At 63.1% G+C, this 20,866-nt stretch carries 19 protein-coding genes; 9 read left to right on the plus strand and 10 right to left on the minus strand.

The features are described 5' to 3' along the window. The first annotated feature begins 15 nt into the window (after positions 1 to 15). Together EN885_RS10590 and EN885_RS10595 are read left to right on the plus strand one after the other, a co-directional pair. The gene (locus EN885_RS10590) at positions 16 to 684 is read left to right on the plus strand and encodes a DUF1007 family protein (protein ID WP_095484092.1); all 669 of its coding nucleotides are present in this window, start codon (positions 16 to 18) and stop codon (positions 682 to 684) included. Between the two features lie 58 nt (positions 685 to 742). Then, complete coding sequence (locus EN885_RS10595) at positions 743 to 1,846, plus strand: nickel/cobalt transporter (RefSeq protein ID WP_128241932.1); 1,104 nt, start codon at positions 743 to 745, stop codon at positions 1,844 to 1,846. A gap of 33 nt (positions 1,847 to 1,879) precedes the next feature. Here EN885_RS10595 and denD read toward each other — a convergent pair whose 3' ends face one another. From denD to EN885_RS10615, 4 genes are all read right to left on the minus strand, one after another. Then, positions 1,880 to 2,857, minus strand: a complete 978-nt coding sequence (denD, locus tag EN885_RS10600; protein ID WP_128241840.1) for a D-erythronate dehydrogenase — start codon at positions 2,855 to 2,857, stop codon at positions 1,880 to 1,882. Position 2,858: 1 nt separating this feature from the next. Next, on the minus strand, positions 2,859 to 3,065 hold the full coding sequence (locus EN885_RS10605) for a hypothetical protein (protein ID WP_128241839.1): 207 nt from the start codon (positions 3,063 to 3,065) through the stop codon (positions 2,859 to 2,861). A 62-nt stretch (positions 3,066 to 3,127) separates the two neighbouring features. After that, positions 3,128 to 4,114, minus strand: coding sequence for a cation diffusion facilitator family transporter (locus tag EN885_RS10610; protein WP_128241838.1), 987 nt, complete (start codon positions 4,112 to 4,114; stop codon positions 3,128 to 3,130). 13 nt (positions 4,115 to 4,127) lie between these two features. Beyond that, positions 4,128 to 4,814 (minus strand): GNAT family protein, encoded by a 687-nt coding sequence (locus EN885_RS10615; RefSeq protein WP_128241837.1) that lies wholly within the window; start codon positions 4,812 to 4,814, stop codon positions 4,128 to 4,130. A gap of 83 nt (positions 4,815 to 4,897) precedes the next feature. Between EN885_RS10615 and EN885_RS10620 the strand changes: the two genes are divergently transcribed. Together EN885_RS10620 and EN885_RS10625 are read left to right on the plus strand one after the other, a co-directional pair. After that, the gene (locus EN885_RS10620) at positions 4,898 to 6,082 is read left to right on the plus strand and encodes a pyridoxal phosphate-dependent aminotransferase (RefSeq protein ID WP_128241836.1); all 1,185 of its coding nucleotides are present in this window, start codon (positions 4,898 to 4,900) and stop codon (positions 6,080 to 6,082) included. Between the two features lie 127 nt (positions 6,083 to 6,209). Further along, on the plus strand, positions 6,210 to 6,590 hold the full coding sequence (locus tag EN885_RS10625; protein WP_128241835.1) for a YciI family protein: 381 nt from the start codon (positions 6,210 to 6,212) through the stop codon (positions 6,588 to 6,590). 9 nt (positions 6,591 to 6,599) lie between these two features. Here EN885_RS10625 and EN885_RS10630 read toward each other — a convergent pair whose 3' ends face one another. From EN885_RS10630 to EN885_RS10640, 3 genes are all read right to left on the minus strand, one after another. Beyond that, a complete protein-coding gene (locus tag EN885_RS10630) occupies positions 6,600 to 7,355 on the minus strand; it encodes an SDR family oxidoreductase (RefSeq protein ID WP_128241834.1) in 756 nt (251 codons plus the stop codon). 272 nt (positions 7,356 to 7,627) lie between these two features. Then, positions 7,628 to 8,392, minus strand: a complete 765-nt coding sequence (locus tag EN885_RS10635) for a tellurite resistance TerB family protein (protein ID WP_095484085.1) — start codon at positions 8,390 to 8,392, stop codon at positions 7,628 to 7,630. Positions 8,393 to 8,747: 355 nt separating this feature from the next. Next, positions 8,748 to 9,671, minus strand: coding sequence for a rhodanese-related sulfurtransferase (locus EN885_RS10640; RefSeq protein WP_128244383.1), 924 nt, complete (start codon positions 9,669 to 9,671; stop codon positions 8,748 to 8,750). Positions 9,672 to 9,862: 191 nt separating this feature from the next. Here EN885_RS10640 and EN885_RS10645 point away from each other — a divergent pair, with 191 nt between their 5' ends. After that, the gene (locus EN885_RS10645) at positions 9,863 to 10,501 is read left to right on the plus strand and encodes a 2-dehydro-3-deoxy-phosphogluconate aldolase (protein ID WP_128244382.1); all 639 of its coding nucleotides are present in this window, start codon (positions 9,863 to 9,865) and stop codon (positions 10,499 to 10,501) included. A 146-nt stretch (positions 10,502 to 10,647) separates the two neighbouring features. On the opposite strand, the gene EN885_RS10650 is transcribed toward EN885_RS10645, so the two are convergent. Next, complete coding sequence (locus EN885_RS10650) at positions 10,648 to 12,507, minus strand: DUF882 domain-containing protein (RefSeq protein WP_128244381.1); 1,860 nt, start codon at positions 12,505 to 12,507, stop codon at positions 10,648 to 10,650. A 378-nt stretch (positions 12,508 to 12,885) separates the two neighbouring features. Next, positions 12,886 to 14,427, minus strand: coding sequence for a sigma-54 dependent transcriptional regulator (locus EN885_RS10655; protein ID WP_128335175.1), 1,542 nt, complete (start codon positions 14,425 to 14,427; stop codon positions 12,886 to 12,888). Between the two features lie 185 nt (positions 14,428 to 14,612). Between EN885_RS10655 and EN885_RS10660 the strand changes: the two genes are divergently transcribed. From EN885_RS10660 to EN885_RS10675, 4 genes are all read left to right on the plus strand, one after another. Next, the gene (locus EN885_RS10660) at positions 14,613 to 16,451 is read left to right on the plus strand and encodes a M3 family oligoendopeptidase (protein WP_128335176.1); all 1,839 of its coding nucleotides are present in this window, start codon (positions 14,613 to 14,615) and stop codon (positions 16,449 to 16,451) included. A 375-nt stretch (positions 16,452 to 16,826) separates the two neighbouring features. Continuing rightward, complete coding sequence (locus EN885_RS10665) at positions 16,827 to 17,579, plus strand: proton-conducting membrane transporter (protein WP_128244227.1); 753 nt, start codon at positions 16,827 to 16,829, stop codon at positions 17,577 to 17,579. 167 nt (positions 17,580 to 17,746) lie between these two features. Further along, positions 17,747 to 18,892: an aminodeoxychorismate synthase component I gene (locus EN885_RS10670; protein WP_128244228.1), complete on the plus strand. Its 1,146-nt coding sequence runs from the start codon at positions 17,747 to 17,749 to the stop codon at positions 18,890 to 18,892. Next, positions 18,841 to 19,503, plus strand: coding sequence for an aminotransferase class IV family protein (locus tag EN885_RS10675; RefSeq protein ID WP_127294538.1), 663 nt, complete (start codon positions 18,841 to 18,843; stop codon positions 19,501 to 19,503). The genes EN885_RS10670 and EN885_RS10675 overlap by 52 nt, the downstream gene beginning before the upstream one ends. 131 nt (positions 19,504 to 19,634) lie before the next feature. On the opposite strand, the gene aztD is transcribed toward EN885_RS10675, so the two are convergent. Then, positions 19,635 to 20,846 carry a zinc metallochaperone AztD gene (gene aztD, locus EN885_RS10680; protein WP_245493049.1) on the minus strand — a complete coding sequence of 404 codons (1,212 nt, stop codon included), beginning with the start codon at positions 20,844 to 20,846 and terminating at the stop codon, positions 19,635 to 19,637. Positions 20,847 to 20,866: the final 20 nt, after the last annotated feature.

Genomic DNA, 20,866 nt, shown 5'->3' on the forward strand with positions numbered 1-20,866 from the left:
GGATCGCGACCGAGAATGCATCTGAAACGGCAAGCAATCATGATGGCTTCGGCCATGGCGGCGACATTTGCCATGGTCGTGCCGGCCGAAGTGCATCCCCACGTCTTCGCCGAGGCCCGCCTCGAAGTGGTTCTCAGCCCGGATCACCAAAGTGTGAAGGCGTTGCGCCATCTCTGGCGCTTCGACGATTTGTTTTCGAGCACGGTGATGATGGAATTCGACAAGAATTCTGACCTGAAGCTCGACGACAAGGAGCTGAAGGAAGTCGCCGACACCGTCCATGCTTCGCTGGCGGAGTTCAATTATTTCCAACTCGTCACCGTCGACGGCAAGGACGAGCCGATGAGCCCACCGCCGCAGCTGATGGCCAATTTCGAGAACGACCAACTCATCATCCTGTTCGAATCCGAACCGAAGGCGCCGATGAAGCTGGCCGGCAAGATCGATATCGGCGTCTACGACCCGACCTTCTACACGGCGATCGATTTCACCGAGGATGCCAATCTGCAGGTCGATGGCATGCCGTCGAAATGCACGAGCAAAGTCGTTCGTCCGAACCCCGACGAGGCGATCGCCGAGAACCAGAAGACCCTGACGGACGCCTTCTTCAACGATCCGACAGGCACCGATATGAGCAAGATCTTTGCGACCAAGCTTGAAATGAACTGTCAGCCAGAAGGATAATCCGGTGACGAAACCGTCCCTGCGTTTGGCTTTCGGCCTTTTGGCCGTCGCCCTTGCGATGACGCATTTCCTCGGCGCCGCCCACGCCCAGAGCTCGCTCGGCATCGGCACCAATGACGGGATAGCTCCCACCACCGGCCCGTTCGCCCATGTCCTGATGTGGATCAATCTGCGCCAGCAGGAATTCTACCGCGCGCTTGCCGGCGCGATGAAGGCGATGCGCGAGGACGGCAGCAAGTTGTGGCTGCTGATCGGCCTGTCCTTCGCCTATGGCATTTTCCATGCCGCCGGCCCCGGTCACGGGAAGGCGGTGATCTCGTCCTACATGGTGGCGAACGAAGTCGCGCTCAAGCGCGGCATCATGCTGTCCTTCGTCTCGGCCCTGCTGCAGGCGCTGACGGCGATCCTCGTGATGATGCTCGCCTACTTCGTCTTGCGCGGCACCGCTATATCGATGACCGATGCGGCATGGTTCCTCGAAATCATGAGCTATGTCTTCGTCACCCTGTTCGGCGCCTGGCTTTTGTGGCGCAAGGCCGGCCCTGCCGTCCTTCGCCTGTTCGGCGCGAGCCCTCCCTACAGCCTCTCGGCGGCCCATGCCGGCCATTCGCACGCAGGCCACGCACATTCCGTGCATGCTCATTCGGAACATTCCCATGCGCTTCGCGCACATGCCGGCCGCGACCATGATGCGCATGACCATGATCACGGCACGCACAACCATCACCATGGCCATGGCCATGGCGGGCACGATCATCATCACAATGCGGCGGGCGAAGTCTGCGAGACGTGCGGACATTCACACGCGCCCGACCCGGCGCTGCTTTCCGGCGACCGCTTCGACTGGCGCACCGCCTGGACGGCGGTGGCGGCCGTCGGTATCCGGCCCTGCTCTGGCGCACTGATCGTGCTGAGCTTCGCCATGCTCAACGGGCTGTGGTTCGGCGGCATCCTGTCGGTGCTGGCCATGGCACTCGGCACGGCGATCACGGTCTCGGTCCTGGCGACGCTGGCGGTGACGGCCAAGAACTGGGCGGTCTATTTCGCCGGCGACGGCCGCATGGGCAACCGCATCCATTCGATCGTCGAGATCGGCGGCGCAGCCTTCGTCTTCCTGTTCGGGCTGCTGCTGCTTTCGGCGAGCCTGACAACTGGCGGATGACGGCTTTGCGTGTCCGATTGGACGCGCAGCGCTCTAGCTTGCGATCTTGCCGTCCAGCTCGTCCTCAATATGGGCGCGGATGATTTCATCGAAGCTCTTTTCGGCGGCAAAGCCAAGCTCCCTCGACCGCCGCGCCTCGAAGCGTGTCGGCCAGCCCTTCACGATCGCCCAGATCGTGTCGTCGGGCTCCTCGCGGATCAGGTTCACCGCCTTGGCGCCGGCAATGCGCTCCAGTGCCTCGATCTGCTCGCCGACCGTGACGGCGACGCCGGGCATCGTCAGATTGCGGCGCGGCCCGACGGCGCTGCCGTCGATCCCTGCTGCGTGGATCAAAAAATTCACCGCCGAGCGCGGGCTGGCGTGGGTGTGCACGACAGAGCGCGGCACCGGCAATATCGCTTCCTGGCCGCTTAACGGCTCGCGGATGATACCGGAAAAAAAGCCGGAGGCTGCCTTGTTCGGCTTTCCCGGCCTGACGCAAATGGTCGGCAGCCTGATCCCGATGCCGTCGAAAAAACCGCGCCGCGTGTAATCGGCCAAGAGGGCTTCGCCCATCAGCTTCTGCGTGCCGTAGGAGGTCAATGGCGTCGGGTGGAATTCGTCGGGAATGACATCCGGGAACGGCGCGCCGAACACGGCGATCGACGAGGTGAAGACGACACGCGGCGCAAACGCCGCCAGCCTTATGGCATCGAACAGCGCCCTTGTGCCGTCGAGATTGACGCGGTAGCCGAGATCGAAATTGGCTTCCGCCTCGCCCGACACCACACCAGCCAAGTGGAAAATCACGTCGGGGCGCGATGCGACCAGCCTTTCCGTCGCGCTCGGCGCAGCAAGATCGCCGGTGTGGATGACAACATCTACGCCTTCCAGGACCGGCGCCCGCGGCGGCACGATATCGTGAAGGTCGAGCGCGGCGATCTTCCGGCCGCTGAGCGTTCCGTCTTTCGCCAGCCGGGCGATGAGCTTGCGGCCGACCATGCCTGCCGCACCGGTTATCAGGATACGCATATCATTTTCCTCTTTTGCGCTGGCTGCGACCGCGCAGCCAGAACACGACAAAGATCGCCACCATGAAGACAGCGGCAATAGCAGCCGCAAGAATGGTCGAGACGCGGCCGACCGCCAGCATCACGGTTGGCAGATAGTAGGCGGCGATGCCGAACAGCAGCAGCACCCAGAGGGCGCCTATCGCCGCATTGCGCGTGTCGCGGTCCATCAAGTCGTCCCGACGCGGCGGGAATTCATCAAGTTCGCTATCAATGCCGTGGAACTCCGATGTCAGTGATAATGGCCATGGTGCGGAGCCGCATCGTGCGCATGGTCGTGCTCGCCGTCGTGCTCATCGTGGCTGTCGGCGCATTGGCCGAATTCCGGTTCCACGGTGGCGTGGGCAATTCCATGCTCGGCGGCAAGCCGCTTCTTGATGGCGCTGACCGCTTTGTGGGCATCGACGCCGTCATTGAGGCAGGCATGCAAGGTCGCCATGTTGCTTGACCCGTCGAGCGACCAGACATGCATGTGATGAACCTCGCGAACGCCCTTGATTGTCCCCTCTATGTCCCTGGCGATCAGATCGCGATCGAGGCTCGCCGGCACGCCTTCGAGCAGGACATGGGCTGCTTCGCGCATCAGCGACCAGGCCGTGGACAGGATCAGCAGCGAGACAAGGACTGACAGGATTGGATCGATAGGCGTCCAGCCCGTCGCCAGGATGATCAGGGCAGCTATGATCGCCGCCGCCGAGCCGAGCAGATCGCCGAGCACGTGCAGGATGGCGCCGCGCATGTTCAGGCTGTCGCGGTCGCCGCCATGCAGCACGAAGAAGGAGCCGATATTGACCAGGAGGCCGGCGATCGCAACGACCAGCATCGGCCCGCCGAGCACGGGCGCAGGCGTCAGCAGGCGTTCCCAAGCCTCATAGATGATCCACAGCGCAATGGCGAAGATTGCGATGCCGTTGGTATAGGCGACCAGCGTCTTGACCCGGCCGAAACCATAGGTTAGGCGAACGGTGGCCGGCCGGCCGGCCAGATGAAAAGCATACCAGGCAAGGCCGAGCGCGATACAGTCGGCGAGCATGTGGCCGGCATCCGCCAGCAGCGCCAGCGATCCGGTAAAGAGACCGCCAAGCGCTTCCACGACCATGAAGCCGGCAGTCAGGCAGGCCGCGATCAGCACCCGTTTCTTGTCGGTAGAGCCGTGCACATGACCGGCGCCGTGGCTGTGGTCGTGCCCCTGCGAACCGTGATCATGGGTATGCGCCATTCACGAACTCCCGCTACGCACCGAACTCGGCACGGAAATCCTCGTGCCGTCGCTTCTGCCGGCCGTCGCCCTCGAAATTGGCCGGATCGAGCCATGCCTCATAGGCTCTGCGCAATGCCGGCCACTCCTTGTCGATGATCGAGTACCACGCGGTATCGCGGTTTTCGCCCTTGACCACAAGATGCTGGCGAAAAATGCCCTCGAACTTGAAGCCGAAACGTTCCGCCGCGCGCTTCGACGGCTCGTTACGGTTGTTGCATTTCCATTCGTAGCGGCGATAGCCAAGCTCGTCGAAGATGTATTTCATGAACAGGAACTGCGCTTCCGTCGCCGCCGGCTTGCGCGAGATCAGCGGACCCCAATAGATGTTGCCGATCTCGATCACGCCATAGGCCGGATCGATGCGCATCAGCGTCTGGCGCCCGGCAATTTTTCCGCTGGCCTTGTCGATGACGGTGAAGAACAGCGGATCTTCGCTGGCTTCGGCCTTGTCCAGCCAAGGCTGGAAGGCGGCACGGGTCTGCGGTGGGTAGTCAGGCAGCCAGGCGAAGCGGCCATCCACGTCGGGCACCGAGGATGCTTCAAACAAGCCGTCGCCGTGCTTTTCAGCGTTGAGCGGTTCCAGCCTGACATAGCGCCCCTCCAGCACTTTGCGTTCGGGCCGCGGGCGCGGTTGCCAATTCTCGAGATTTTCCGACACCAAAAACTCCAATCCGTTTGACTTTTGTGAGCGGACGCTCACAAAAACGCTCGCTCGATGAAAGAACCACACGGACGGGAAAAATGCTCCACACGATTTCGGCCTTCGACCGCCTCGGCGAGGAAAATGCCTTCGCGGTGCTGGCGCGTGCCACCGCGCTCGCCCATCAGGGCCGCGACATCGTCAATCTCGGCATCGGCCAGCCCGACTTCAAGACGCCGCAGCACATCGTCGAGGCAGCGATCAAGGCGCTGCGCGACGGCCATCACGGCTACACGCCGGCCAACGGCCTGCTGGCGACGCGCGAAGCGGTGGTGCGCCGCACGCTGACCACCACCGGCGTCGAGGTGTCGCCTGAGTCCGTGATGATCCTGCCCGGCGGCAAGCCGACCATGTTTGCCGCGATCCTGATGTTCGGCGAACCGGGCGCTGAAATTCTCTATCCCGATCCCGGCTTTCCCATCTATCGCTCGATGATCGAGTTTACCGGCGCCACCCCGGTACCGGTGCCGATGCGCGAGGAGAACGGCTTTGCCTTCTCGGCGCAGGAGACGCTGGCACTGATCACGCCGAAGACCAGGCTGCTGATCCTCAATTCACCGGCCAATCCGACCGGCGGGGTCACCCCCCGCGCCGAGATCGAGAAGCTGGTCAAGGGACTGGAAGCGCACCCCGACGTCGCTATCCTCTCCGACGAAATCTACGACGTGATGACCTATGACGGCGAGACGCACTGCTCGCTGCTCAATTTTCCCGAAATCCGCGACCGGCTGATCGTGCTCAACGGCTGGTCGAAGACCTGGGCGATGACCGGCTGGCGCATGGGCTGGTCTATCTGGCCGAATGGTGACAAGGGCGCCCACCTCTACGACAAGGTGCGCAAGCTGGCAGTCAATTGCTGGTCCTGCGTCAATGCGCCGAGCCAATATGCCGGCATCGCGGCCATCGACGGCCCGCAGGACGACGTCGACGAGATGATGCGTGCCTTCGACCGCCGCAGGAAGGTCGTGGTCGAGGGACTGAACGCCTTGCCTGGCGTTTCCTGCATCACGCCGAAGGGCGCGTTCTATGCCTTCCCCAACGTTTCGAAGACCGGCTGGAAGGCCAAGAAGCTGGCGTCCGCCCTGCTCGAGGATGCCGGCGTGGCGCTGATCGGCGGACCTGATTTCGGCATTCTCGGCGAGGGCTATATCAGGCTGTCCTACGCCAACTCCGAAGAGAACATCCTGCGCGCGCTGGAGCGGATCGAGACGTTTCTGGGCAAATGAGGACAAGCGCATCCCCAGGGGAAAATCGGAATCGATTTTCCCCTGGGGATCATGCGCAAATCAAAGTGCCACAGCGCTCTTTGCGCGTTCGGCGATAGAATTCACGACCGAAGAAAGGTGACGTCAGATGTTTTATGCCATCCTCGCCTATCACGTGGAAGAAGCGATCACGGCGCTGACGCCGCAGGAGGATGCGGCGTTGATGACCGACCTGCTCCAGATCAACGAGCGGCTATACCGGGAAGGTAGCCTTGGCCCGGCGGCGCGGCTCGGGGCGACACAAGACGCGTGTACCTTGCGCGGGCCGGGCGCCGGAATGGTCATTGACGGACCCTTCGCCGAGACCAAGGAGCAATTGTTGGGACTCTACGTCGTCGACTGCGCCACGCGTGATGCCGCGATCGCGATTGCCCGCGATCTTCGCCGCGTCAATCCGACCGCCGTCTACGAAATCCGCCCAATCTCGCTATATCTTCCCGGCGTGCCGCTTCCGGTCACGCAGTCCTAGAGCGGCTGCTCACCCTCGCCCGACGTACGGCATTTTCGTCGCCATAACGGTCATGAACAGCACATTGGCGTCGAGCGGCAGGCTGGCCATATGAACGACGGCATCGGCGACGCGCTCGACGTCCATCACCGCTTCGGCGGCGATGGAGCCATTGGCCTGCGGCACCCCGACCGTCATAGCTTGTGCCATGTCGGTCAAGGCGTTGCCGATGTCGATCTGGCCGCAGGCGATGTCATAAGGCCGGCCGTCCAGCGCCAGCGTCTTGGTCAGCCCGGTAATGGCGTGCTTGGTCGCGGTATAAGGCACCGAGCCCGGCCGCGGCGCGTAGGCCGAGACCGAGCCGTTGTTGATGATGCGGCCACCCATCGGCCGCTGCCTGCGCATGGCGCCAAAGGCGGCGCGGGCGCACAGGAACGAGCCGGTGAGATTGACCCCGACGATGTCGTTCCACACCTCGACGGGGATCTCGTCGATCAACGTCGACTTGTAGCTCGTGCCGGCATTGTTGAAGAGCAGGTCGACACGACCGAAAGCCGCCGCCACCGTCTCGAACATCTCGTCGACCTGGTCGGCCTTGCTGATGTCGCAGGCGACCGCCAACGCCTTGGCTTGTGTCGATCCGGCCTCGGCGATCGCCTCTTTCAGCACCTGCTTGCGGCGTCCGCAGAACACCGTGTTCCAGCCGGCCTTGAGCAGCGCCGTGGCGACGCTTTTACCGATGCCCGTGCCGGCGCCGGTGACGATGGCAGTTTTGTAGTCTGTCATAACTGTCCTCCTACAGCGCCGTATGTCCGCAAGGACGCTATAGCACCTTGATTTTGAGCAATTTGATTTTGCGCATGATCGCGTCCAAAAATCGATTCCGATTTCGGGTTATGCGCTAGCTGCTCCGACAAAAAGGGCGGCCATTGGCGGCCGCCCTGATCTGAACCGGGCTTGGGAGGAGGAAGCCGATCCGACTGCCTAAAATCATGCGCTCGCCGGGTTAACGAGACGTTAGCGCGAAATCTGGCCAGTCAGCTCCCTACGGTTGCAGCCTACCAGCGCGAATTGGGAGCGGTCTTGCTAGCCGCCTTTGCTGCCTCGCTGGCGCCCTCCGCTGGCACCTTTGCCGCCGACACCGTCGCCTCGACATGGTCGACCAGCGCGTCCGGCAGGCCGAGGCGGCCGGCGAGCAGATCGAGATAGCCGCGTTCGGCACGCGTATCCGGATCGATGGTGAGCCGCGAGGCGGTGTAGAGTTCGAGCTTCTGCGCGTCGGTTTGGGCGCCAGCGACCAGCGTATCCAGATCGAGCGGCGTTTCCAGCTCCGACATCAGGAATTTCTCAGCGTCGGAGCCGATGCCCGCGAGGCTGAGCTTGCCGGCGATCTTCTGCCGCTCGCCGTCGTCTATATGGCCGTCGGCCTTCGCCGCCGAAATCATCGCCCGCACCAGCGTCAGCGTGAATTCGTCCTCGCCTTGCGGCGCCTGCGAGGGATGGAAGGCGGTGTCAGCGGGCGGCGGCAGCAATTCCGGCTCACCGGCAACCTGCGTCTCAGCCGGCGCACTGCCGCTCTTGTAGTTCTGGTAGGCCTTGTAGGCGAGGCCACCGATCGCGGCCAGGCCACCGAGCTTCACCGCAGTGCCGGTGATCTGACGGCCAGCGCCGGTTCCGAGCAGCACCGCGGCCAGCGCGCCGGCCGCCAGGGGATTGTCCTTGGCCATCTGCACAGCCTGCCCCCCTTTTTCGCGGACGGTCGACCCCGTCCCGGGAATTTGCGAGCCGAGCAGATCGTCGAGGAGCTTCTTGGGATCGAACATCAATGCCTCCAGAATTGGCCCGGCCGAACGTGCACGGGCAGGTTTTCGGACGTTGAAGAGGTAGGCCCCGCATATTGACATTACAATGACGGGTGGGCGCCTTGCCAGTGATGACGCAAACGAGCAGGTGGTGTCAGGAAATGCGTGTTCCTAACGCATCGGCCCGAAAATCCGAATCGATTTTCGGAAAACACAATGCGTAGATTCAAAGTGTTAGAGCGTACTTTGTGCCTCCAAGCTGACGCACGTCGCTCTAGAGCAATTCCAGGAAAAGTGTGAAACGGTTTTCCGTCCGGAATTGCGCAAAAACAAAGAGATAGAGCGGTTCGGCGTTTCCGTGAAACGATGAAGCGCTCTAACGTCCGATATGCGGGGCCCTGCCCTGCACTTGCGCCAATTCGACCTGGCGCTGGCGCTCGGCGTAGCGCGCACGATCCTCGTCTGAACGGGCATCGAAGCAATGCGGGCATGAGGTGCCAGCGGCATATTTCGGCGATAACAGGTCCTGCCCGGTCAGCGGATGCCGGCAGGCGCGGCACAGTTCGGCCTCACCCTCGACCAGTCCGTGCGACACCGAGACGCGCTCGTCGAAGACGAAGCACTCGCCCTGCCAGAGGCTCTGTTCGGCTGGCACCTCTTCGAGATATTTCAGGATGCCGCCCTTGAGATGGAACACATCCTCGAAGCCGAGCGACTTCACATAGGCTGTCGCCTTCTCGCAGCGTATGCCGCCAGTGCAGAACATCGCCACCTTCCGGCCGACGAGCTCGGCCCGATGCTGATCGACCCAGGCCGGGAATTCGCGAAAGCTCGTCGTGGCGGGATCGACCGCGCCCTTGAAGGTGCCGATCGACACCTCATAGGCGTTGCGCGTGTCGATGACGATCGTGTCCGTATCCGAGATCAGCGCGTTCCAGTCGGCCGGCGCGACGTAAGTGCCGGCGCTTGCCGCCGGATCGATATCCCTAACGCCCATGGTGACGATCTCACGCTTCAGCCGCACCTTCATGCGGTGGAACGGCATCTGCGCGGCGCTGCTGTACTTGACCTCGAGGCCCGCGAGACCTCCGATGGATTCGAGATGATCGATGAGCGCGGCGATATCAGCTTCGCTGCCGGCGACCGTGCCGTTGATGCCCTCATGCGCCAGAAGCAGTGTGCCTTTGATACCGCGTCCGCAGCAGAAGGCGGCGAGCGGCGCACGCAACGCTTCGAAGTCTTCGAGCCGGGCAAACCTATAGAGCGCGGCAACGCGGAAAGTTTGATTGGGCGGTATCATCGCCGAAGCCACTAAACGCTCATGAAAGCCGATACAAGGCTGACGCGTGGATCAGCGTCTCCTTGGTGGCTTTGACAGTCGGGCTGACGGCATTGCCGGCAGTGCGTGACATCGCGACACGCTTCGTTTCGTGGACAGAAAAACGGCCTTCTGCTAACCGGTTGAACGGATCAATACCGGAGAGACGACAAATGCCCAGCAAAACCGAAAAGCTCCTGTCGCTCCTCAACGGCCAGCCGGTTATCCCGGTGCTGAAGATCGCCAATGTCACCGACGCCGTGCCGCTGGCGCGCGCCCTGGCGCGCGGCGGCCTGCCGGCGATCGAGATCACGCTGCGAACCGCTGACGCGCTGGAGGCGATCCGGCTCGTGGCAGGCGAAGTCGAGGACGCCATCGTCGGCGCCGGCACCATTCTGGACGCCCGCCAGTTCGGCGAGGCGGCAGCCGCCGGCTCGAAGTTCATCGTCAGCCCCGGCATCACCCGCGAGCTTCTGGCGGCGGCGAAGGACAGCGACGTTCCGTTGCTGCCCGGCGCCATCACGCCCGGTGAGATCATGGCCGCCCGCGAGGCAGGCTTGCGTTTCCTGAAGTTCTTCCCGGCGGAACAGTCAGGCGGCATCGCCTCGCTCAAGGCATTCGCCTCGCCGCTCGCCGATGTCAAATTCTGCCCGACCGGCGGCATCACCGGCAAGAACGCCGCCGACTATCTCGCCTTGCCCAACGTCATCTGCGTCGGCGGCTCCTGGGTAGCGCCGGACGATTTGGTCAAGGCCGGCAAGTGGGATGAAATCGAAGCCCTGGCCCGCGCGGCGAGCAAGCTCGGGCGATAACGCGGCCTTTCGTCCTGCGCCCAACAGTATCCGGCGACTGCGCATCCCCAAGCAGCCGAAACGGATCGCGGTGCGAAAGCCGTTCGTGTCACAGCAAAAAGCCGCGCGGATTGCCCGGCGCGGCTTTATAATGCTTGGTCGATCCGCTATTTGGTCTGGAAGCGGGCGACCGACAGGAACTTGACGGCATTGCCGGTGAACCGGTTGGCGTCGGCCATCTGATCGTTCGGCTGGAAGCCCGCGGTGTAGACCTCGCTCGGCGGCGTGTGCACGATATTGTAGGCATAGCGCGGCGCCGTCGTTGCGCTGGAGACAGTGGCGACATTCTCGCCGCTGTTCAACGCCCAACGCGCGGCCTTCGGCTCGGCGGCGACCACCACGGACTTGGGACCAGGCTTCAGGTCCCGGGCGGTTGCTCTGGCTGCCTTGCGGGTGGTTTTCACACCCGCACCGATCGCCGCAGCCGGATCGGAGCCGGCCGGGCGGGCAGCGACAGCCTCGCGCGGCGAAGCAGCATTGACGTTCGCCGCGTCGCTGAAGACCGAGCTCGGCTGGGAGAGCGAGGCGACCTGATATTCCTCAGTTGCGCTAACCCGCTCGAGGACGGCCTTGACCGCGTCGGGTTGGATCTGGTCGGGCTGGGCCAAGTCGGGTTGAGCCAAGTCGGGCCGCGCCGACGGCAGCACCGAGAACGCATCGGTAGCGGTCTTGCCGTGCCCGGCCGTATCCGCCAGCGCCAAAAGCACATCCTTGTCCTGCGGCGCAAGGTCGGCCGCTGCAACGTCGGCCGGCAGCGAGTGATCGGGACGCCAGGTCGGCAACGGAATGTTGTTGGCCGCAACCTGCGCCGGATCGGCGACAGCAGACGGGTCGGCCATGCCGAAGGGGGCACTTGCCGGCGCTTGCGCGGTCGCCACCGCCTGTTCGGTGGTGGCAGTGGCATCCGCCACGCCGAACGGAACGTTTTCGGGTGGCTGGGCGCCGACATCGGTCTTCGGACGCGGGGCGAAACCAGGCAGCGGAATGCTGCGCGCCGGCAGCGCCGCGATGATCGTTTCCGGCGTGTCCTCCTCCGGTTCCGGAGCAGGCGCATCGGCGATTTGCGGAATCTCGGCGCGCTTGGCATCCTCAGGCGACACGATGGCAATGCCCGGAAGCTTGCTGTCCTTGGCGGCCGGCGCCGGCTTCGCGTTCGCCAGCTTCACGGTCTTTGGCTTCGGCGCCGGCGCGGCCGCCACATCGGCGCTGTCATCCGCCTCGTCTTCACCGCCGCCGAAGAAAGCCGCCAGCAGACCGCCGGATCTTTTGGAACCGCCGCCTGCACTGGCCAGTTCGATGGCGGGAGTGCCGGCGCCCTTGCGCGACTTGTAGGAGGCGAGCGCCTGTGAATAGCCGGGCAGCGGCTTGCCGTCGCTCGGCACGTGCAGCGTCTTGCCATTGGGGAACACGCGCGCCAGTTCTTGGCGGCTGATGCCCGGCCAGTGGCGCACATTGCCGACATCCATGTGGACAAAGGGCGAGCCGGACGACGGGTAGTAGCCGACACCGCCGCCCTGCATCCGCAGACCGATGTCGCGCAGTTTCTTCAGCGGCACACCGGGAATGTAAAAGTCCATCGCCTTGCCGAGCATATGCTGGCTTTTCTTGGCGACGCCCCTGCTACGGCTGCGTAGCATCGAGTTCGTGGACGACGAGCGATAACCGCACACGACCTGGATATAGTCGCGGGCGCCGCTCTGCCGGTAAGCCTCCCAGACCAGGTCCAGCAGGCGCGGATCCATTTTGGTCGGCTCGTTGCGGCGCCAGTCGCGCAGGATGACGTTGATCTTTTTCAGACCCGCCTGGTCGTAGCGGCCGCCGCGCTTGAAGACGATCTCCGCCTTCTCTTTGGTGTGGAGGTTATAGAGTTTCAGCGAACGTGTCTGGGCGCTGGCCCCGGTCGCAGCCGCTGCAAGGAAGCCAAAGGCGAGAATCACCGCTGCCAGCCATCTTGGCCAGACGCTCATGTGATAGTGCCGCCCGTTTGTGTGTCGTTCGACTTTGTTCAAATCAAAAGGCCTTGCAGGCTGCCGTTTGTCCCCGGATTTGACCAACGGATGCGGTGATGTTCGCATCCGAATATCGATCCTAATGGTTAATCATCGCTTATTGAAGCCGAAATGCGGTAACACCGTGGCGATATCCCGTCAAAAATATTGCGCAGGGTTTCTTGGTAAACTGCTGGTTTAGATCATGTTTCGGGCTTTGCCATGAACACGATCTGTTACCGGCCGCCTTAATGCGTGAACACTGCCGCAAGCATGCCGTCTGACGCGCCTCACGCCCTCATCGATGATGTCAAACGTCCTGACGCCGGGCTGGCAAGCTGGTTCGAACTTGCTTTGTCAGGAAGCAAGCCGCTCGACACGGCCTGTTTCCGGATCGATGCCGTATTCCTTGAGCTTCCTGTAGAGCGTCGAGCGGCCGATGCCGAGGCGGCGGGCAACTTCGCTCATCTGGCCGCTGTAATGGTCGATGGCGAGCTTGATCATTTCGAGTTCGACATCGGCCAGCGCGCGTACATTGCCGCGTTCGTCGAGCGCCCGCAGCGTGCCGAAGCGGGGCTGCGGACTGGCCGACGGATCGGTCTCGGTCGCAGCGATGCCGTTATTGGCCGGCGCGTCCTCGCCAAGCGGCCCGATGATCAAAGGCGATGCGGGATATGGCAACGCGCCATGCGCATCGAGGTTGACGGTGCCCTCGACCTGCGCCCGGATCTGCGGAAACTCCTCCTCAGTCAGCACATCGCCTTCGCAAAGCACCGAGGCCCGGAAGACGGCGTTTTCCAGCTGCCGGATGTTTCCCGGCCAGTCGTAGGCCTGCAGCATAGCGAGCGCCGCAGCCGAAATGCCGTGCAGACGGCGACGTGGATCGGTGGGCGCAACCTTCTCCAGGAAGTGCTCGACCAAATACGGGATGTCTTCGCGACGATCGCGCAGCGGCGGCACGAAAATCGGATAGACGTTCAGCCGGTAGAACAGATCCTCGCGGAACTTGCCGTCCTTGACCTGCTGCAGAAGATTGCGGTGCGTCGCCGAGATCAGCCTGATGTCGACCCTGACGGTCGAACGCCCGCCGACCGGATCAACCTCACCGTCCTGCACGGCGCGCAACAGCTTGACCTGCACGTCGAGCGGCAGGTCGCCGATCTCGTCGAGGAAGAGCGTGCCCGAATGCGCCTCGACGAACTTGCCGGTGTGTTTTTCGGTGGCGCCGGTGAACGAGCCTTTCTCGTGGCCGAACAGGATCGATTCGACCAGATTGTCGGGAATGGCACCGCAATTGACGGTGACGAAGGGTTTTGAGCGGCGGTCGCCGCTGCCTTGGATGGCGCGCGCCACCAGTTCCTTGCCGACGCCGGATTCGCCCTCGATCAGGATCGGGATGTTGGACGCGGCCGCCTTCTGGCCGAGACGGATCACCCGGTCCATCGCCGGGCTGTGCGTGATCATGTCCTTGAAGGTCAGATGGCCACCGCGCCGCCGCGACGTGCGCTTCATTTCGCCCTCGACCGCCTCGACTTTGAGCGCATTGCCGATCGATGCCTGCAGCCTGTCGGGAGAGGCCGGCTTGACGACGAAATCGAAGGCGCCATGACGCATGGCCGAAACGACGGTCTCGATGCCACCCTGGGCGGTCTGCACGATGACCGGAACATGGATGCCGCGCTCGCGCATCGCCTTCAGCACGCCAATGCCATCGAGGCCCGGCATGACAAGGTCGAGGATGACCACCGACACGTCGCGCGCATTCGGCCCGTCGAGCGCGTCGAGACCCGCCTCGCCGCCATCCGTGATGATCGCGCTGTGGCCGAATTTCGTCACGGCCGCCTCGAGCAGCCTGCGCTGCACGGGATCGTCATCGACTATGAGTATGGAACCTGTCATGACTGGTTCAACTCTGCCCGCCCAATTTGCCCACCCAAGGGGAGACTCCGCCCTGTGGACCATCTTGGCACAGGGTTCTAAACAAGGTTTCAAAAAACCCGGTGAACGAATTCCTTAGGATTTGACCGGCTTCCTGTTCCCCTCGAATTTTGGCCCCTTGAATCTTGGTTCTGGAAGATATGGCAATGCGCAAAGTTTTTGGTCGGCAGCTTGCGGCGGCATCGTCCGGTCAGGGCGCGGCGGAGCTCGGCGATCTGCCGGAATGGAATCTCACCGATCTCTATCCGGGCATGGACGCCCCCGAGCTGACGCGCGATATCGCCAAGGCGGCGACCGATGCCGTTAGCTTCGAGAGCCGCTGGAAAGGCACGCTCGCCGCCGAGGCGGAGCGCGGCGACAGCGGCAGGCTGGGCGAGGCGCTTGCCGCCTATGAAGCGCTGGAGGAACTGATCGGCCGGATCGTCTCCTATGCCGGGCTGGTCTATGCCGGCAACACCGCGGATCCGCAGCGCGCCAAGCTCTATGGCGACATTCAGGAGAAGATGACCGACGCTAGCGCGCATCTCCTGTTTTTCGCGCTCGAGCTGAACCTCATCGACGATGCCGCGATCGAGACGGCGCTTGCTGCCGATCCCGCCTTCGCTCACTACCGGCCGTGGGTGCTCGACCTGCGCATGGACAAACCCTACCAGCTCGAGGATCGGGTCGAGCAGCTTTTCCACGAGAAGTCGATTACCGGACGCGGCGCCTGGAACCGCCTGTTCGACGAGACCATGACCGATCTGCGCTTCGACATCGATGGCGAGGAGCTCACCCTGGAGCCGGCGCTGAACCGCCTCCAGCACGCCGATGGCGAGGTGCGCCGCCGGGCCTCTGAAGCGCTGGCCGCAACCTTCCGCAAGAATTTGCGCACGTTCACGCTGGTCACCAACACGCTGGCCAAGGACAAGGAGATTTCCGACCGCTGGCGTGGCTTCGAGGACATCGCCGATTCGCGCCATCTCGCCAACCGCGTCGAGCGCAGCGTGGTGGATGCGCTCGCCTCAGCCGTTCGCGATGCCTATCCTCGCCTGTCGCACCGCTACTACGCGATGAAGGCGCGTTGGCTTGGCATGGACGTGATGAACCACTGGGACCGCAATGCGCCATTGCCAGAGACCCCGCAGGCGATCATCGGTTGGGACGAGGCCAAGAACACGGTGCTTTCCGCCTATCAGCGCTTTTCACCTGACATGGCGGAGATCGCCCGGGTTTTCTTCGACCGCAACTGGATCGACGCGCCGGTCAGGCCGGGCAAGTCGCCGGGCGCCTTCGCGCATCCGACCGTGCCGTCGGCGCATCCCTATGTTCTGCTCAACTACATGGGCAAGCCGCGCGACGTGATGACGCTGGCGCATGAGCTTGGCCATGGCGTGCACCAGGTGCTGGCCGCAGGCCAGGGCGCGCTGATGGCTTCGACGCCGCTGACGCTGGCCGAGACGGCATCCGTCTTCGGCGAGATGCTGACCTTCCGCTCGCTGCTCGACCAGACCACGGACAAGCGCGAGCGCAAGGCCATGCTCGCGCAGAAGGTCGAGGACATGATCAACACGGTCGTGCGCCAGATCGCCTTCTACGAATTCGAGCGCAAGGTGCATGCCGAACGCAAGAACGGCGAATTGACATCCGACAGGCTCGGCCAGTTCTGGTTGGAAGTGCAGGCGGAAAGCCTCGGGCCGGCGATCAAGCTGCGCGACGGCTATGAGGTGTTCTGGACCTACATCCCTCACTTCATCCATTCGCCCTTCTACGTCTACGCCTATGCTTTCGGCGACTGTCTGGTGAATTCCCTCTATGCGGTCTACCAGAATGCAGAGCGTGGCTTTCAGGAGAAATATTTTACCATGCTGCGCGCCGGCGGCACCAAGCATCATTCCGAGCTCCTTGCGCCCTTCGGCCTTGACGCCACCGACCCTGCCTTCTGGCAGATCGGACTTGGCGTGATCGGCGGCCTGATCGACGAGCTCGAAGCTTTGGACAATTGACACACAGCGCTGAACATCCGGGGCCGACAGAACAGTTTAGCCGCAATGCATATTCGGGCCGTTCTATTCTTGCCCTAAATATATGTTCTTAAATAACTCTCCGTGAAATTTTCCGTTAGCTTTCCGGAATCTGTATGATAGCGTCCCGCCTCAAGCTCAGTCGGGCGCGGGGCTCAGGCCAGGAAAAAATCTCCGGCCGGTCACGGCGCTTCGGCGAATGCGACAGCGGCCGTTGGCCATGGCAAGAAAAGCCGGTCGCCGACAGCTCGATTTAAGCCGGCTGTTCCGCGAACAGCGGAGCCACCATCGAATGGTCCTTGTGCCAAGGTCACCACTCCAGGCCACGGCAGACGGATCGGACTGGAGAGAGAGACAATGGGCACTTTTTTCTACATGCTCCTGGCGTTCTTGGTAGGTGTGTTGGTTGGCTGGTTCATCTGGGGACGCCTGCGTGGCGAGCTCGACAGCCTGCGCGGTGACATGGACCGCACGCGCAGCGAGCGCGACAGGCTGCGCGCCGATGCCGACCGCCTGACCGGTGAGCTGGATGTATGCCGTGGCGCCCGCGCCGACCTGGAGCGCCAGTTGGCCGAGGCACAAGGCGCCAAGACCGGCGCGACAAAGGCAGCAATCCCGGCACCGTCGGCATTGATGTCGACATCCGCGCCGGCCAAGACTTCGACGGCCAAGACCGCGCCGGCCAAATCGACGCCGGCAAAGACCGCGTCCAAGAAACCGGCGGCCGCCAAGGCGGCAGCCGCGCCAGCGGCAAGTGCGTCGAAAGCGGCCGCGTCGAAAACGAGCGCCACAGCCAACAAGGCTGCGCCGGCGGCAAAGAAAGTCACCGCAGGCAAGGCAACAGCGCCAGCGGGCAAGCCCGACAGTCTGCGTCGCTTGATCGGCATCGGCCCGGTCAACGAGCGGAAGCTGCACGGCCTTGGGGTCAGGACCTACGCTCAGATCGCCGCCTGGACGGCGGCGGATATCAAGCGGATCGAAGACGTTCTCCAGTTCGACGGCCGCATCGAGCGTGAGCGCTGGATCGAGCAGGCGAAACTGCTTGCCGCCGGCGATGAGAAGGAATTTGCCCGCCGCTTCCCGACCGCGGGGACTGCGAGCAACACCTGAATTGCCTGCCGGCATCGAGCACAGACTGGCGGCGCCTCGAGGTGCCGCCGGTTTGCTTTTGCACCAAGGCTGCCTTTGCGTCTTGAGACGCCGCTCTCTCGATTGCGCGCGATCGAGCCCCCATATAGAGCGATAGCTTGCGTTATCGATCGCAGCATCCGAGCCCCATGTCCCTGCCCTCTGCAATTTTCCGGAATGACGAGCGCGCGCATCAGCTCGTTTTCGACCGTCCGTCCGGCATCATCGTGGCGCATGAGGCGGAGGATTTCCTGCCGGCGCTGGAAATTGCGCAGGCCGCGCATGACGCCGGCAAATGGCTGGCCGGATATTTCTCCTACGAGGCCGGCTACCTGCTCGAGCCGAAGCTCGTTCCACTGCTGCCTGGTGGACGCCGCGCCCCGCTTGTCTGCCTGGGGATCTTCGACGCGCCTGTCGAACAGACGGTCGTGCGCAGCCACGCGCCGGCGACCAACGGTCCGATCTTCGACGCAAGGGCTGCCTGGTCTTCAGAAGATTACGCAAAACGCTTTGCGCGGCTACACAATCACATTCGCAAGGGTGATTGCTATCAGGGCAATCTGACCTTTCCGGTTCATGCGCAGTGGTCGGGCGACCCGCTGGCTGCCTTCGATGCGCTGACGGACCGCCAGCCGGTGAAATACGGCGCGCTGATCGCGCTCGGCGATCCGGTCGTTTTGTCGCGTTCGCCGGAACTGTTCTTCGAGATCGATGCCGAAGGCATGATCGAGACCCATCCGATGAAGGGCACCGCCCCGCGCGGCGCGACCAAGGCGGAAGACAAGCGGCTGAAGGCGTTCTTGCTCAATGACGAGAAGAACCAGGCTGAGAACCGGATGATCGTCGATCTGTTGCGCAACGACATCTCGCTGATCAGCGAGGTCGGCACGCTGGAGGTGCCGGAGCTTTTCCGCATCGAGAGCTACCCGACCGTCCACCAGATGGTGAGCCGCGTGCGGGCCAAGCTTTTGCCCGACCTCGCCATCCGCCAGATCTTCGCTGCGCTGTTTCCATGCGGATCGATCACCGGCGCCCCAAAAATCCGTGCCATGGAAATCCTGCACGATCTGGAAGGCACACCGCGCGACGTCTATTGCGGCGCCATCGGCTGGATCGCGCCCGGCGGCACGATGCGCTTTTCGGTAGCGATCCGCACCATATCGCTCTTTTCCAGTGGCGAGGCCGTCTACAATATCGGTGGCGGCGTCGTCTTCGATTCTACGGCCGAGGAGGAGTATCAGGAGTGCCTGCTGAAAGCGCGCTACGCGACGGGAACACCGCCGATTTCGACCTGATCGAAACCATGCGCTGGCAGCCGGGCCAGGGCTTCCTCCGTTTCGACCGCCATTTGGCACGCCTTTACAGCTCGGCAGCCGAACTGGGTTTTGCCTGCGATCCGCAGAAGGTCGGCGAGGTGCTCAGGAACGCCGTCGACCGGCCGGACATAGCCTTGCGCACACGGCTTGTCCTGTCGCGCAGCGGCAAGGTGACGGTCTCGGCGCTGCCTTATGAGCCGCATGCAGCCGACAAGGTGTGGAGACTGCAACTGGCGCGGGTGCGGCTCGATTCGAGCGACACGCTGCTGCGCCACAAGACGAGCCGCCGGGATACCTATCAGCGGGCGCGAGCCGAATATCTGATTAGCCGCGCCGACGAGGTACTGCTGGCCAACGAGCGTGGCGAAATCTGTGAGGGCACGATCACCAATCTCTTTGCCGATTTCGGCGACGGAGTGCTGGCAACGCCGCGGCTCGATTGCGGCCTGCTGCCTGGCGTGTTGCGTGGCGAATTGCTGGATGAAGGTCGTGCCCGCGAAGCAATCTACACCTTGGACGATCTGAAGTCGGCCAAGGCGCTGTTTGTCGGCAATTCGCTGCGCGGATTGATCCCGGCGCGGCTGGGCTGAAACGCAACCGATAAGGCACCGGACGACGCCGATGGCTGTGCCTCGATCATGGCTTCCCTTGCGCGTCGGGGAAAATGCGTCCGGCCGGGATAGAGTGGGCCGGACGCGCGGCAGCCGCTTGGGAGGAGCGATTATTCGCCTTCGTGGGTCTGACCGGAGCCGCCGACGGAGACGATGTTGAAGGGTTTGCCTTCGACAGCAATGTCACCGGTCTTCTCGAACGACGTCGCGTCAACGAGATGCAGCACACCTTGCAAAGGATCCGTGACCACGATCCTGTTGCCGGCGACCGCGACACGCGGCCTCGGGTCGCTCCAGTGGCCATCCATCGAATAGGGATCGGTCAGCTTGAGCGAGTTTGCGATCTCCCCCTTCACCACATCGAGCTGGTGAAGCTGGCCGTCCTCGGTGAAGACGTAGGCGAACTTCGCACGAACGGGATCGACCGCGAAATGCACGCGGCGCGTTGGAAGGCCGATCAGCCGGAATGCGTCGCTCTCGAGTGTCGGATCGATCAGCACCACCTTGTCGGCACCGTAGTTGCCGAGGAAATATTGCAGGCCTCTGCCGCCGATCAGAGTTGTCGTTTTGCCGTCCGGCAGGCTGTCGGCATAGGGCAGATGGCGGATCGCCGGGGTGCCGTCGCCTTGGGTGACGACAAGCAGGCCGGTGGCACAGGCGAAAGCCAGGATATTGCCGGAAGATGCCTCCCCGTGAAGGTCGGGGCAGGCGTGGATGCCGCCGACCTGCGCGCCAGCTTTGTCAGCGACCCTGATGCCGACCGGGAGTTCGTCCGGCTTTTCCCTGTTCGGCTCCGACAGGAGGACATGGGAGCCATAGGCGACTGCGACGCCGTGCTGCGGCGCGTCCGTCTTCACTTCCCTGAAATCCGATTTGCCTTCCAGGACGGCCTTCTCGGAGATGATACGGGCGACACCTTCGCCGTCGAAAAAAACGGCGAAATCTCCGTCATGCTCGACGAAATGCGACGGCTTCTCGCCTGCGATCTCGACGCCGGCAAGCTTCGGCGCTTCGACGTCGATGTCGCCGTGTTCGCCGTGATCCTCGAAGGAAATGCCGCTCGCGATCCCGGTAACGACGCCGGCCGAGCCCTGCACGGCGAACACGGTCCGGCCGTTTTCGCTGCGATGGAGCGACGCCGGCCCTTTGATCTGGAACGTGTCGAGCTTTCCGCCATTGACCGCATCGATTACGGTCACCTTCGGATCCGCGTGGTCCGAGATAAAGAGGCGCCAGGCGGTTACCTCCTCGGCATGGGCAGCACTTGTTGATAGAGACAGAAGCAGCGCGATGGCCATGGCTGACGCCCAATTTGTGCTCACGATATTCTCGTTGATGTTAT

Source organism: Mesorhizobium sp. M6A.T.Cr.TU.014.01.1.1 (assembly GCF_004022765.1).
Classification (GTDB): domain Bacteria; phylum Pseudomonadota; class Alphaproteobacteria; order Rhizobiales; family Rhizobiaceae; genus Mesorhizobium; species Mesorhizobium mediterraneum.